Here is a 12,828-nt window from a genome sequence, read left to right on the forward strand (position 1 = left end):
CCATGGACATGACTGCTGATCAGCTTGCGCAGATCAAAACGCTGCTTTCCACCATCAAGGAGCGCTCCCCCTTCTATGCGAAGAAGTTCGAGGGCATAGATCTCGACGACGTCCAGAGCCAGGAGGATTTCGAGCGGCTGCCATTTTCCGAGAAGGCCGATCTGCGCGACGCCTATCCGCTCGGCATCCAGGCGGTTCCCGATGCCGACGTCGTGCGCATCCACAGCTCATCGGGCACGACGGGCACGCCGGTCGTCATTCCCTACACGAGGCAGGATGTGGACGACTGGGCCGACATGTTCGCCCGCTGCTATCGGATCGCCGGCGTCACGAATGAAGACCGCGTGCAGATAACCCCAGGTTACGGCCTGTGGACAGCCGGCATCGGCTTTCAATTCGGTTGCGAGCGCCTGGGCGCCATGGCCATCCCGACCGGTCCAGGCAATACCGACAAGCAGCTGCAGATGATGCAAGACCTGAGATCCACGGTCATTACCGCGACCAGCTCGTATGCGCTGCTGCTCGCCGAAGAGATCAACAAGCGCGGCCTGCGCGACAAGATCCACCTGAAGCGCGGCATCATCGGATCCGAGCGTTGGGGCCAGAAGACCCGCGAACGCATCGAGCACGAGATGGGCATCACCATCTACGACATCTACGGGCTGACCGAGATCTACGGACCCGGCATCGGCATCAGCTGCGACGCGCATGCGGGCATGCACCTGTTCACCGACTACGTATACGCGGAGATCGTCGATCCCAAGACGGGCGTTCCCGTGCCCGACGGCGAGGTCGGGGAACTGGTGCTGACCACGATGCGCAAGCAGGGCGCCCCGCTTATCCGTTATCGCACCCATGACCTGACGCGGTTCGTTCCCGGCGACTGCCCGTGCGGGCGTGCCGAATTCCCGCGCATCGACACGCTCGTCGGACGCACCGACGACATGATCAAGGTGAAGGGCTGCAACATGTTCCCCGCCCAGATCGAGGAGTGCCTTCAGTTCGTCGACGGCGCGTCGTCCGAATACCAGGTGCTGATCGAAACCATATCCGGCCACGACATCCTGACGCTCATCTTCGAGACGGAGCTTGAAGGCGAAGCCAAGGAGCATTGCGAATCCGAACTGGCTGCCGTCTTCAAGGCGAAGATCGGATGCACGCCCGAGGCGAGGGGCGTCCCCTTGGGCGAGCTTCCGCGCTCGACCAAGAAGACGCGTCGGATCTTCGACAGCCGCTACTAAAAGGAATCCGCCGCGCGCGGGATACCCCGCTATTCGTCGCGCAGGCCCGTTTCGTCAACCGCTGCCGCAACGCGAGAGAAGCTGCCTTCGCCTCCGCGAGGTCCAGGGTACGTGCCGGCGCAAACGGCCTGTTGGCACACGAATACCTAGCGGCGGTAGTCGAATCCGTCGAAGTAGCTGCGGAATTCCACCGTATGCGCGCTGTTCGGGCACATGAAGGCATGCGCCGCCAGGAAGTACTCGTCGGTCATGCCGGCCAGGTAGTCCACAGCGATCTGTTCCGGGCGCTCATCGCGGTAGGGCTCCAGGTTGTCGTACCAGCTGCGTTGGCGTTCAAGCGGCAAGACCAGATGGCGCCACACCGGCGAGGACTCGTTGCGCGTCCGGACGTCGTGCACGACGACCTCGAACATCTCTTCGAACATCGGGCGTATTTCATCGCGGTAGACATCGCCCTGCTCGCCGGTCAGATAGATGCGCTCGTAGTTCTCGGCCTTGGCCGTCTTCAGGCTGCGGAAGGCTTCGTCGCTCATTTCGATGCGATCCTTCATGTAGCTGTGTTCCACGATGTCGACTGTGAGGTTATTGATGATCTCGGCATTCTGCACGCCGATCACGCCTCCGGAGAACATGTCGTCCGACTCGATGGAGCCGGTGTTGATCGCATCTTGGCGGTCTTTGCCTACATACGCGATCATGTCCGAGATGCGCACGACGCAGCCTTCGAGCGTGGAAGGGCGCAGCGTACCGATGCTTTCGGGGTCGGTGTAGCAGCGTTCCACCATGTCGTCGAAGGCGCCGAAGTCATGGATGGTTCCCTGACGGAAAACCTTCTGGCTGCTTTCGCCGTTATGGCAGATGACGCCGTCAAGCGTCTGCAGGCTGACGTTGCGGCTGTACAGCGCGTCGAGGATGCGCACGCTGTGCACGTTGTGGTTGAACGCGCGACCCATGCTCTGCATGGACAGGTCGTTCAAGATGGCTTCGCCTGCATGGCCGAAGGGCGTATGGCCCAGGTCATGCCCGAGCGCGATGGCTTCGATCAGATCTTCGTTCAGCCCCAGCACGCGCCCGATCGAGCGTGCGGTACGCGCCACGAGCTGCACGTGCAGCCCGCGGCGCGAGATATCGTCGTTGCGCACGAAACTGAAGACCTGGGTTTTTCCTGCATAGCGGTTGTACGGCGCAAGGTTGATGATCTTGTCCACGTCGCGGACGAACGGCGGGCGATGCAGCCTCGGCGACGCATCGCGTTTCTGATCGCGCCTGATGGCGGCGTCATCTAGGCAGCGATGCGGATTCATGATCCTGTGCGCGCGGTCGTGTTCTATACGGTTCTGCATGTCAGGGGAGAAGTTGCGGTATGCCATGGCGGCCTCCAAAGGTGCTCGGCGTGCGTGTCGTGTGTCATATAGGATTGTAACGGTTCAACCCCTTTCGAAAGGGGCGTTATGCGATGTCGCGTGCATGAGAGCGGGTTTGTCGGTCGCGCGGGATATACTGAATCGAACGTAGCCGATAGGGAAGGCGGAGGCATCATGCAGACCATCCTCGTGACTGGAGGCGCCGGATTCATCGGCAGCCATACCTGCGTCGAGCTTTTGGATGCGGGCTTCGAAGTCGTCGTGGTGGACGATCTCTCGAATTCGAGCGAAGTCGCGATCGACCGCATCAGGGATATCGTCGTCGCCGATGAGCGTACGGGCACGGCGCCGGCCGGCGCATCGGCGCGCCTCCATTTCATCCGTGCGACGCTGCTCGACGCGCAGGCCATGCGCAGCGTCTTCGAGCGCTTCCCGATCGACGCGGTCATTCATTTCGCCGGCTTCAAGGCCGTGGGCGAAAGCGTGTCCAAGCCGCTCGAGTATTACGGCAACAACCTGGGCGGCACGATGGAGCTGCTCCGTGCGATGAACGAGGCGGGCTGCCGGTCCATCGTGTTCTCCAGCTCCGCAACCGTGTACGGCGGCAATCCCGTGCCGTACGAAGAGACCATGCCGAAAGGGTCTCCCAGCAGCCCGTACGGCTGGACGAAGTGGATGATCGAGCAAATGATCGCCGATCTTTGCGCCTCCGACGGCCGCTGGAGCGCCGTGCTGCTGCGCTATTTCAATCCCGTCGGCGCTCATCCGTCCGGGCTCATCGGCGAAGACCCCAAAGGCATCCCGAACAACCTCATGCCCTACATCACGCAGGTGGCGATCGGCAAGCGCGACGTGCTTCACGTCTTCGGCGACGATTACCCAACGCCCGACGGCACCTGCCAGCGCGATTACATCCACGTGGTCGACCTCGCGCAGGGCCATGTCGAAGCCTTGCGGTGGATGGAGGGGCGCCATGGCATCGAGGCGTTCAACCTGGGCAGCGGCGAAGGCACCTCGGTGCTCGAGCTCGTCCACGCGTTCTCACGCGCCTGCGGCCACGATATTCCCTATATAGTGGACGGTCGCCGCGACGGGGACCTTCCGGCGTTCTGGGCCGATCCGGCCAAGGCGAAGCGCGAGATGGGTTGGCAAACCAAGCTCGGCATCGACCGCATGTGCGAGGATTCCTGGCGTTGGCAGTCGATGAACCCCGATGGCTTCGAAGGCTAGAACTTCTCATCGCGGCGGCCGCATCGAAGATGCCGATGACTTCCCGATCGTGCCTATTCCCGGCATCGATCTGCATATGGGCGACATTATAACGTCCGCGCCAAATGGCAATGAGAGATTTTATAGGGTCGATCTGTACGTCGCAGCATAGATAGATAACCTTGCCTACGAAAAACGGGCCGCCTTCTGCAAGACGGCCCGCGATGGTGCGAGGTGGTGCCCCAGGGCGGATTCGAACCGCCGACACCCGCTTTAGGAGAGCGGTGCTCTATCCCCTGAGCTACTGAGGCGCGCAAGCCATTCTATCAAAGCTTTTCCTGTTCGGCGTACGCGGCATGTGGATTCGACGATTCGATCATGCCCGCCTGCCCAGGGTGGTACCCTTGCATTTCGCATCAACGACACGTGCGTCCGAACGTCATTTCAACCCGTGCATGAGGGGTGCCATGATCGATCAGCAGAAAATCGAAGCCGCCACGCGGCTCCTTCTTGAGGGAATCGGGGAAGACCCCGACCGCGAGGGCTTGCTTGAAACGCCGGAGCGCGTCGCGCGCATGTATGCGGAGGTGTGCGGAGGGCTCGACCAGAGCGCCGAGAAGCACCTGAGCACAACGTTCACGGTCGATAGCGACGAAGTCGTGCTGGAGCGCGACATCCCGTTCCATTCGCTGTGCGAGCATCACCTGCTTCCCTTCTTCGGTCGTGCGCATATCGCCTACCTTCCGAACGGCAAGGTCGTCGGGCTCTCGAAACTTGCACGTACCGTGGAAGTGTACGCCCGTCGTCCTCAGCTGCAGGAGCGTCTGACCGCGCAGGTCGCCGACGCCATCATGGAGCATACGGGCGCCCGCGGCGCGATCGTCATGATCGAAGCCGAGCATATGTGCATGTCCATGCGCGGCGTCTCAAAACCGGGCACCAAAACCGTCACGGTCGCCAAGCGAGGGGAATACACCACCGATTCCTCCCTGGTGACCGAGTTCTTCGCCATGGTGCGCTAGGACGCAGGACGATTCTCATGTCGCGCGTGCAGACGCTTTTCGCGGAAATGCCCGTCATTGCCGAGATTCGTGCGCATGCGATCTACCGTTTCCAGATGGAGCGGCTGGCCGCATGCGAGGAACGGCGCGTCTTCTGCACGCATGGTCCCGATCATTTGGCATCCGTCGCGCGCATTGCCTATATTCACGTGCTCGAACAGGGGATTTCCTATCGCAAGGACGTCGTGTATGCGGCAGCGTTTCTGCATGATATCGGCAAGGCGGACCAGTACGAGCACGGCACTCCGCATGAAGAGGCAGGCGCCCGCTACGCGCGGGAGATTCTGAAAGGCATCGATGCCTTCACCGCCGACGAGAAGGATGCCATCGTGACGGCCGTGCGGGAGCATCGACGCTTTTCCGAGGATTCTTCCGAGTTGGGGCGCATCCTCTATGCTGCCGACAAGGCATCGAGGCTCTGCTTCGATTGCGCCGCGCGCGCGGAATGCTCCTGGTCGGATACCGAGAAGAATCTCGAGGTCAAAATTTAGAGGCTGTCGCAATGCGCTGAATAGAGGAGGTCTTATGGACGCCATCGTCATATCCGATTTGGAAGTGTTCGCGTATCACGGGGTGTTTCCCGAAGAGAACGCCCTTGGCCAGAAGCTTCTGGTCTCGCTGCGCCTTGAGGTTGATCTGAGGCCGGCAGGGGAACGTGACGACCTATCTGCCAGCGTTGACTACGGCGCCGTGTGCCGCCTCGCTGATGGCTTCCTCCGCGCCCATGTTTTCAAGCTGATCGAGGCGGCGGCCGAGGGCCTGGCATCTGAAATCCTTGCGCAATTCCCGACGGTTGAAGCCGTTGAGGTGCAGATCAAAAAGCCATGGGCTCCTATCGGGCTTCCGCTCGCGTATGCCGGCGTCGAGATCCGCCGGGAGAGGCGACGCTAGTCTTCGTCGTCGGCAAGGGCTCCGGTGAATTTCTCCGGCGGATCGGGGTATTTCTTCGGGCGCGGCAGGGTTTCGGAGATGACGAGGCCGGTGAAGATGAGCGCGAATCCAACGAAGAGCTGCAAGGTCATGTCTTCGCCGTAGAGCAGCACGCTGAATATCACGCCGAACACGCTTTCGAGCGACAGGATAAGCGAGGCCTGCGTGGGCGGAACCCGTGTCTGCCCGAGATTCTGGAACACCATCGCGAGCGCGGACGCGAAGATGACGAGGTAGCCCATCTGGACGAGGAAGCTGGTTGACGCGAATGCCGCCATGCCGGGAAGAGGTTCTGCGAAGGTGCTGATGAGCATGCCGAAGACGGAGCTCGAGAGCAGCTGGAAGAACGTCAGGGTCAACATGTCGTGGCCCTTGGCGAATTTCGCGACGAACACCATGTGCAATGCGATGAAGCAGGCGGAGAAGAGCGTCAGACCGTCGCCCCAGCGCAAGGCGAAAGACAGGTCGTGTCCGAGAGAGATGAAGCCGACGCCGCCGATGCAGAGCAGCGCGGCGACGATGTTGAAGATAGTCGGACGCTTGCGATCGATGGCCCAGTACAGAAATGGGACGATGACGCAATACGTGCCCGTTAGGAATGCGTTGCGTCCGGGGGTCGTGTCGGTCAGGCCGACGTTCTGCACCCAGAAGGCGAAGAACGCGACGATGCCCAGCACGCATCCGTATAGGATGTGCTCGCGGTTGAAATGGCGACGGATGGTCTTCCGGCAGACGAATCCGACTATCATCGCGGTCAGCAGGAAGCGGATGCTCGTGAGCCATCCCGGCGTCATGTCGTCCAAGGCTCCTTTGACGACGACGAAGGAGAAGCCCCAGAACAGCGTCGCGAGGACGAGGAGCGTCTTATAGAACCAGATGGATGCAGGCGCCACGATCTTCATGCGCGCGATTGTAGCAACCTTGAGCCGCTGTACGCGAATCGAATGCGCACGTCGCATCTTCCGTCTCGATAAACACATGCTCCCGGCAGAGGATATACTCTTCGACGGAAGGGATGCTTGAGCAGCGATTGCAAGCATCCAGCGAATCAAACCAGGAAAGAGGATCCGATGGATGCGACGATCGCCGAAATCCTCTCGCTATCGGAGCTCAAGGAATGCCGCCTGCTGAATCCTGGCGTGTCTCTTTCCCAGCCTGTGAAGTCAGTGACTATCATGGACAATCCTGAGATCTTCAACTGGATGTCCGATTATGAGATCCTCTTTTCCAACGGCGCGTCGCTGACCTCCTTGAATTCCATGGAATGGAAGGCCTTCTTCGAAGGGCTGTCAAAGAAACGGTCTGCAGGGTTGTTCATCAAGCTGCAGTACTACGTGGATTCGATTCCGGAAGATGCCGTTGAGCACGCCAAGCGCCTTGATTTGCCTATCGTGGTAGTGCCGAACTGCTATTCATGGGTCAGGCTGAGCACTCCCATTCAGCAATACATCATTAAAGAGCAGTTCTACCTGGTTAACGAGGCCTTGAAGCTCGGTGACGCCCTTAATGACGCGATGGTTCGCGGGGGAGAACTCGCACAGGTATGCGATGTGGCGTGTCGCCACCTCGGCTGCGGTGTCGCTGTATTCGCGAGCGATGGATGGTACGTGCTCGGAGGGTCGTCCCCTATGGATTGGGATTCGGTGTCGGGCCTTCTCAAGGGGCAGGCGCGCGGATTCTCAAGTCTTCCCGGCGCCTTTGTTCTTCGCGACATCGAAGGTTCTTGCAAAGTCGTTCGCGTCGATAAAAGGACGAGCAGGTATTACGCCGTCTACTGGAGCCTTGGGTCGCCGGAGCTTTCCGTGAGCGATTTCGATATCGACCAGGTGAATTCCGCCCTTATGCTCTGCCTCATCAAGGAACGGGCGCTTAGGCAGATCGAAGAGCATTACTATTACGAGTTTCTCAGCGAGCTGATCGACGGCGCGCTTGAAACCACGGGGGAAATCAAGGCACGGGCAAGCCGTCTGCGTCGGAACGTTCATGATGCATACCAGCTTATCGTCTCGTCATCCGATTCCGCCGTGCGGGTGGATTACGACGGGTTCGCACGGACCTTGAAGGCCCACGACGACGCCCTCGTCAAAGACGTGATGTACTGCGTGAAGGATGATAAGGCGGTTTTCTTCTGTCCGGTTGTGAGCAAAGAAGATCGCGAGCGCGTGCGTTCTGTCTGCGAGGAGGTCAGGCGCTATATAGGCGATGGCGACGTTCGATTCGCCGTGAGCAGGGTGCACTCCGTGGCACGCATCGCATCTGCCTGCGAAGAGGCTTTGTCCTGCCTAGACTTCATGAGCCTCGTCAATGACCAATGCCTGTTCTACGATGATTTGGGGCTGCTGCGCGTTCTGGCGAAGAATGCCCGGTCCATGGAGACGGAATTCATCTCCGATTTCTTCGAAGACGTGCTCGGCAAGGTGGCTCTGCATGACAAGGAGAGCAAGGTTCAGCTCCAGGCCACCCTCCATCAGTTCTTTCTCAACGACGAGTCGATACCCGATACGGCACGTGCGCTCGGTATTCACGAGAACACATTGAGGATTCGTCTGAAGTCGATCGAGTCGCTCAGCGGCAGGTCTTTCAAGTCATCGTTCGGGCGCGTGGAGCTGTTCATCGCCTCAGTGCTTGCTCGGTATATTCCATAGCGCTTTGTCTCCGAATCACCCCGACGAATGTGGATATGTACAGAATCACGCTCCACGGTTAGAGGTTTTTACAGGCGCAGGAGCTTGTTTTCCGATGGGAAAATAACGGTAGGCTTCAGCGCGCCGTTCAGAACATCGAGATGATTCGACATGTCATGACCGAATGATCGGAGGTCACTCCTATGACCGGGTTAGACATCGGAATCGTGATCGGCTATTTTCTCGTGATAATCGCGGTGGGGGTGTATTCCTCGCGAAAGGCCCAGGCGTCGAGCGATTATCTTGTCGCGGGGCACCGGCTCGGATATGGCATCACATTCGCCTGCCTAAGCGCGGTCTTGCTTGGCGGGGCTTCGACTATCGGGAGCACGGCGCTGGGCTATCGGTACGGCATTTCCGGTATCTGGCTCGTGTCCATGCTGGGACTCGGATTGATGCTGGTCGGCATTCTGCTCGTGAAGCGTATTCGAGAACTCGAGGTGCTCACCGTGGCGGAGCTGCTGACGAAACGGTTCGGCGCGAAGGCCGGCGTAGTCACGGCTTTGGTATCGGCGCTGTACACCATGATGGTGTGTGCGACGCAGGTTATCGCCATGGGGACCATCCTGCAGGGGTTTGCCGGATGGGATTCCGCGATATCGATGCTCGTTGTGGGCGTCGTTGTCGTCGCCTATACGATACTTGGCGGCATGTGGGCGATCACGCTCACCGATTTCATTCAATTCATCTTAATCGTTGCTGGCGTGACGCTTGTGATGATGCCGGCATGCGTGCATGCCGCCGGCGGCCTTTCGGCGATAGGGGCAACATTGCCTTCGTCATACTTCGACATCACAAGCATAGGGTTCCCGACCATCGTGCAATACTTCTTCCTCTACTGCCTTGGCGCCCTTGTCGGTCAAGACCTATGGCAAAGATACCTAACCGCGCGATCGGTGAAGGTGGCGAGGCGAAGCGGAATCGCATCCGGAGCATTCATCCTGTTCTACGCGATCGCGTGCACGTTGGTGGGCATGGCTGCAGCCGTTTATATGCCTGGAATCGATGATGCGCAGCTCGTTTTCGCGAAGATGGCGGACGAAGTTCTTCCGACAGGTGCGCTCGGCCTGGTTCTCACCGCGGTTCTTGCTGTGCTTATGTCCACGGCGTCAGGAACATTGCTGGCATCTTCTTCGCTGCTCACCAATGATGTGATAAAGCCGGCTTTGGCATACCTGAGGACGAAGTCGAAGGCTGTCGCGAAGGAGTATTTGGAAGAAGATCGAATGCTTCTGAAAGCCAGCAGAAGAATGACGGCATGCGTTGGGGCGGTCGCGATAGTCGTCGCGGTATGGCTGAACAACGTGATCGCTGCATTGGATGCTTCATATGCGATTCTTTCCGGAGCACTGTTCTTTCCCATCATCTTAGGGATGTTCTGGAAAAAGGCGACGGCGAAGGCGGCACTCGCCTCCATCGTCGTTTCGTCCGTCGTCATCCTGCTCGGTCTGGGCCTTATGGGGACGACCGCGGTGGAGCCTATCATGATCGGCCTTGCCGTGAGCGGTGCAATCATGGTCTCGGTATCGTTGCTCGGTTCTCGAATCAAGGATGCCGACATTAATAAAGACGATCTATAGAACTGAACAGCAATCAGCATCATATATAGAGATTCGAACAGCTATGTTTCGGTGCATCAGTCGGTACCCTTTGAACAGGGGTTGTATGGGACATCCCCCGGAAAGACGTAGGAGGTTTCATCATGAAGCACTACTTGGCTGGGAAAGATTACCTCGGACTGCTCTATTACACCTCCGAGCAAATGAACGAGCTGATCGAGATCGCTCAGGATCTGAAGCGCAAATGGGTCATGGGTGAACCTCATGCGTACCTGCGCGACAAGGCGTATGCGATGGTCTTCGAGAAGAAATCAACCCGCACGCGCAACTCGTTTCATGCGGCCGCGACGGCGCTCGGTGCGCAGTCTTTCTACCTTCGTCCCGACGAGCTGCAGACAAGCCGTGGCGAATCGATCGCCGACACGGGGCGCATTCTCGACCGCTATTTCGACGGGCTGTACATTCGTACATTCGGCCAAGAAATCGTTGAGGAATTCGCCCAGAACATGAAGCATCCGGTCATAAACGCCCTGACTGCATTGGAGCATCCCTGCCAGGCTTTGTGCGACCTCCTTACCATCAAGGAAAAAAAGGGTGACTTCAAGGGCGTGAAAATCTGCTACGCGGGCGATGTGTACAACGTGTGCAACTCCTTGCTGCTGGGTGCCACCATGTTTGGCATGGATATGAGCATCGCGGCGCCCAAAGGCTACGACGTTCCTCCTGTCATTTGGGAGCGCGCTTTGAAGCAGGCGGAAGTGTCCGGCTCCAAAATCGAGGTTACCCAGAACTTCGACCAAGCGCTTCGCGGAGCAGACGTCGTGTACGGCAATACATGGCACAGCATGGGCGAGAACGAGGAAGAGAAGGACAAGCGCATCAAAGACTGGATGCCATATCAGATCAATTCCTCCGCGATGACCAAGGCGGATAAGAACGCCGTCTTCATGCACTGCCTGCCGGGTTATATCGGCGAGGACATGACCGAAGATGTGAAAGAAGGCCCCCAGTCGGTGATTTTCGATCAAGGGGAAAACCGCATGCATGCGGTGAAAGCCATTTTGGTCGCCACCACGATTCGTTCGTAACGGCAGTCTGATGAACGGCCTCAGGTCGACTGAGGGTTATCCGAAAGGAAGGAGAGGAGGCGAGAACGCAATGAAGGGCAATAAGACCGCTGATGGCATGCAAACTGAGGTCAAGCTTGCGAAGTCCATTACGACGATAGGGTTTTTCGGCTTGGGACTTTCGGCGGTATTCGGGACGTCATGGTTGCTCACGACGAATTCATGGCTTGCGCGCGCCGGCGGTCCCGAATGCGCAGTCATCGCGTTCATCCTGTGTTTCCTAGTCGAGCTTCCCATGATCTTGGCCTACTACGAAGCGGTTCCCATGATGCCTCTTGCGGGCGGCGAGATGTCATATGCATATCTGTGCTTCGGAGGATTTTGGGGCATGATCGTCGGATGGTTTGGCGTGCTTGTCAACATCATACTGTGCGCTTGGGAGGCACTTGCTTTATCGAGGCTGATAGGCAATCTGTGGCCAGGAGTAACGACGCAGGGCGTGATGTACAACGTCCTCGGATCCAATATAACGCTTCCTGCCGTCGTGCTCGGTTTGCTGCTCATCTGCGGCATCGGGGTGATAGCGCACAAAGGAGCGAAGATTTCGGCGAACTTCGGCACGACGATCACGATCATCGTCAGCTCTATCGCCGCTGTTATGGTCATCGTTTCGTTTGCCAACTGGAATCCCGCTGGTATTTCCGCTCGATTGGCGGAGCGCATGGCGGATCCGGCAGTGGCTTCCGCCGGCAAAGACGTGTTCTCGGGCTCTATCGGATTGCTCGCCATGCTTCCGTTTTCCGTCGCAGGATGGGAAAGCGTTGCGAAAGGCGCGCAAGAGGCGTCCGCTTCGGTAAGCCATAAGAAAATCGGTTTGATGCTCGTGCTTGCGGTTGCGGTCGCGACGATTCTGTACATCCTGACCGTGCTGGCTCCGACGCTTATCGTGCCCTGGACCGATCTGATCGAGCAAGATTCTACGGGCGCGTTCTTGCACACAGCCCCATTCGCCTGGGCGATGGGATCCATCGGTTTCCCTGTGCTGGGAGCGCTTTTGATCGTGGCAGCTTGCCTCGGTGTCGTGGGCGTATACAATGCTGTGTTCTTCGCAGCGATTCGACAGCTGTATGCCATGGGTGAGATAGGCTTGGTGCCGAAGGTGTTCGGAAGGCTTCATCCTCAATACAAGACGCCGACATCGTGCATACTGCTTGTCTCCGTGATTTCTGCAGCGATCTTATTCTTAGGTCAGTCGATGTTCGTTCCCTTGATCGATGTCGCTGCCGTTTCCTACATCGTGCTTTGGGGCTCTACGCTCGCCTCCGTTCTGAGGGCTCGCAGCAAGTATCCCGACCTAAGGCGTCCGGCGCGCTATCCCGGTGGAAAGCCGCTTATGTATATGGGCCTTGCCATTGCGGGAGTTCTCTTCCTGCTGATCCTTATTCCCTTCCCGGGTAATCCGGCGGCATTGCCAGATCCCGTCGTCGAGTATCCGCTCTTGTTGATCTTGCTGTGCATCGGTGTCGTTCTCTATGCGGTAAGGGATAAATCGACACCGCCGGGAACGAACACCAAGAGGCTGTTTGCGGAAATAAAGGAGCAGCAGGATATAGCCGATAGAGTCCAGGCCGAGGCAGCTAGCTTCGAGCCGACTGGCAATGCAGGCCCGTGATTGCCTTAAGGATCCATTGGTTTCCAAGGTAGTTGGAAAGA

11 protein-coding genes and 1 tRNA gene are annotated in these 12,828 nt (G+C 58.5%); 9 read left to right on the forward strand and 3 right to left on the reverse strand.

From position 1 onward, the window contains the following. The first annotated feature begins 2 nt into the window (after window positions 1-2). Window positions 3-1,241: a phenylacetate--CoA ligase family protein gene (locus HMPREF0762_RS05420; protein WP_006362498.1), complete on the forward strand. Its 1,239-nt coding sequence runs from the start codon at window positions 3-5 to the stop codon at window positions 1,239-1,241. 146 nt (window positions 1,242-1,387) lie between these two features. Here the strand turns inward: HMPREF0762_RS05420 and HMPREF0762_RS05425 are convergent, their stop codons facing one another. Then, entirely contained in the window at window positions 1,388-2,611 is a 1,224-nt protein-coding gene (locus HMPREF0762_RS05425) for a deoxyguanosinetriphosphate triphosphohydrolase family protein (protein ID WP_006362499.1), read from the reverse strand. Between the two features lie 168 nt (window positions 2,612-2,779). Here HMPREF0762_RS05425 and galE point away from each other — a divergent pair, with 168 nt between their 5' ends. Then, window positions 2,780-3,835, forward strand: a complete 1,056-nt coding sequence (gene galE / locus HMPREF0762_RS05430; protein WP_006362500.1) for a UDP-glucose 4-epimerase GalE — start codon at window positions 2,780-2,782, stop codon at window positions 3,833-3,835. 214 nt (window positions 3,836-4,049) lie between these two features. Here the strand turns inward: galE and HMPREF0762_RS05435 are convergent. Next, window positions 4,050-4,125 (reverse strand) — tRNA-Arg (locus tag HMPREF0762_RS05435). A 156-nt stretch (window positions 4,126-4,281) separates the two neighbouring features. Between HMPREF0762_RS05435 and folE the strand changes: the two genes are divergently transcribed. The 3 genes from folE to folB are packed head-to-tail and all read left to right on the forward strand — an operon-like array spanning window position 4,282 to window position 5,766. Continuing rightward, entirely contained in the window at window positions 4,282-4,836 is a 555-nt protein-coding gene (gene folE / locus HMPREF0762_RS05440) for a GTP cyclohydrolase I FolE (RefSeq protein WP_040619068.1), read from the forward strand. Window positions 4,837-4,853: 17 nt separating this feature from the next. Next, the gene (locus tag HMPREF0762_RS05445) at window positions 4,854-5,366 is read left to right on the forward strand and encodes an HD domain-containing protein (protein ID WP_006362502.1); all 513 of its coding nucleotides are present in this window, start codon (window positions 4,854-4,856) and stop codon (window positions 5,364-5,366) included. Between the two features lie 34 nt (window positions 5,367-5,400). Further along, the gene (folB, locus tag HMPREF0762_RS05450; protein WP_006362503.1) at window positions 5,401-5,766 is read left to right on the forward strand and encodes a dihydroneopterin aldolase; all 366 of its coding nucleotides are present in this window, start codon (window positions 5,401-5,403) and stop codon (window positions 5,764-5,766) included. Here the strand turns inward: folB and HMPREF0762_RS05455 are convergent. Then, on the reverse strand, window positions 5,763-6,707 hold the full coding sequence (locus tag HMPREF0762_RS05455) for a DMT family transporter (RefSeq protein WP_006362504.1): 945 nt from the start codon (window positions 6,705-6,707) through the stop codon (window positions 5,763-5,765). The two genes, folB and HMPREF0762_RS05455, sit on opposite strands and share 4 nt — an antisense overlap. A 168-nt stretch (window positions 6,708-6,875) precedes the next feature. Between HMPREF0762_RS05455 and HMPREF0762_RS05460 the strand changes: the two genes are divergently transcribed. From HMPREF0762_RS05460 to HMPREF0762_RS05475, 4 genes are all read left to right on the forward strand, one after another. After that, complete coding sequence (locus HMPREF0762_RS05460; RefSeq protein WP_006362505.1) at window positions 6,876-8,450, forward strand: PucR family transcriptional regulator ligand-binding domain-containing protein; 1,575 nt, start codon at window positions 6,876-6,878, stop codon at window positions 8,448-8,450. A gap of 182 nt (window positions 8,451-8,632) precedes the next feature. Continuing rightward, complete coding sequence (locus HMPREF0762_RS05465) at window positions 8,633-10,069, forward strand: sodium:solute symporter family protein (protein WP_006362506.1); 1,437 nt, start codon at window positions 8,633-8,635, stop codon at window positions 10,067-10,069. A 122-nt stretch (window positions 10,070-10,191) separates the two neighbouring features. Beyond that, complete coding sequence (gene argF, locus HMPREF0762_RS05470) at window positions 10,192-11,136, forward strand: ornithine carbamoyltransferase (RefSeq protein ID WP_006362510.1); 945 nt, start codon at window positions 10,192-10,194, stop codon at window positions 11,134-11,136. A 97-nt stretch (window positions 11,137-11,233) separates the two neighbouring features. Beyond that, the gene (locus HMPREF0762_RS05475) at window positions 11,234-12,787 is read left to right on the forward strand and encodes an APC family permease (protein WP_245935555.1); all 1,554 of its coding nucleotides are present in this window, start codon (window positions 11,234-11,236) and stop codon (window positions 12,785-12,787) included. Window positions 12,788-12,828: the final 41 nt, after the last annotated feature.

Source organism: Slackia exigua ATCC 700122 (genome assembly GCF_000162875.1).
Taxonomy (GTDB): domain Bacteria; phylum Actinomycetota; class Coriobacteriia; order Coriobacteriales; family Eggerthellaceae; genus Slackia; species Slackia exigua.

Coding starts and splice junctions, on each gene's coding strand:
- HMPREF0762_RS05420 (WP_006362498.1), top strand. CDS start 3: ATGGACATGACTGCTGATCAGCTTGCGCAGATCAAAACGCTGCTTTCC.
- HMPREF0762_RS05425 (WP_006362499.1), bottom strand. CDS start 2,611: ATGGCATACCGCAACTTCTCCCCTGACATGCAGAACCGTATAGAACAC.
- galE (WP_006362500.1), top strand. CDS start 2,780: ATGCAGACCATCCTCGTGACTGGAGGCGCCGGATTCATCGGCAGCCAT.
- folE (WP_040619068.1), top strand. CDS start 4,282: ATGATCGATCAGCAGAAAATCGAAGCCGCCACGCGGCTCCTTCTTGAG.
- HMPREF0762_RS05445 (WP_006362502.1), top strand. CDS start 4,854: ATGTCGCGCGTGCAGACGCTTTTCGCGGAAATGCCCGTCATTGCCGAG.
- folB (WP_006362503.1), top strand. CDS start 5,401: ATGGACGCCATCGTCATATCCGATTTGGAAGTGTTCGCGTATCACGGG.
- HMPREF0762_RS05455 (WP_006362504.1), bottom strand. CDS start 6,707: ATGAAGATCGTGGCGCCTGCATCCATCTGGTTCTATAAGACGCTCCTC.
- HMPREF0762_RS05460 (WP_006362505.1), top strand. CDS start 6,876: ATGGATGCGACGATCGCCGAAATCCTCTCGCTATCGGAGCTCAAGGAA.
- HMPREF0762_RS05465 (WP_006362506.1), top strand. CDS start 8,633: ATGACCGGGTTAGACATCGGAATCGTGATCGGCTATTTTCTCGTGATA.
- argF (WP_006362510.1), top strand. CDS start 10,192: ATGAAGCACTACTTGGCTGGGAAAGATTACCTCGGACTGCTCTATTAC.
- HMPREF0762_RS05475 (WP_245935555.1), top strand. CDS start 11,234: ATGCAAACTGAGGTCAAGCTTGCGAAGTCCATTACGACGATAGGGTTT.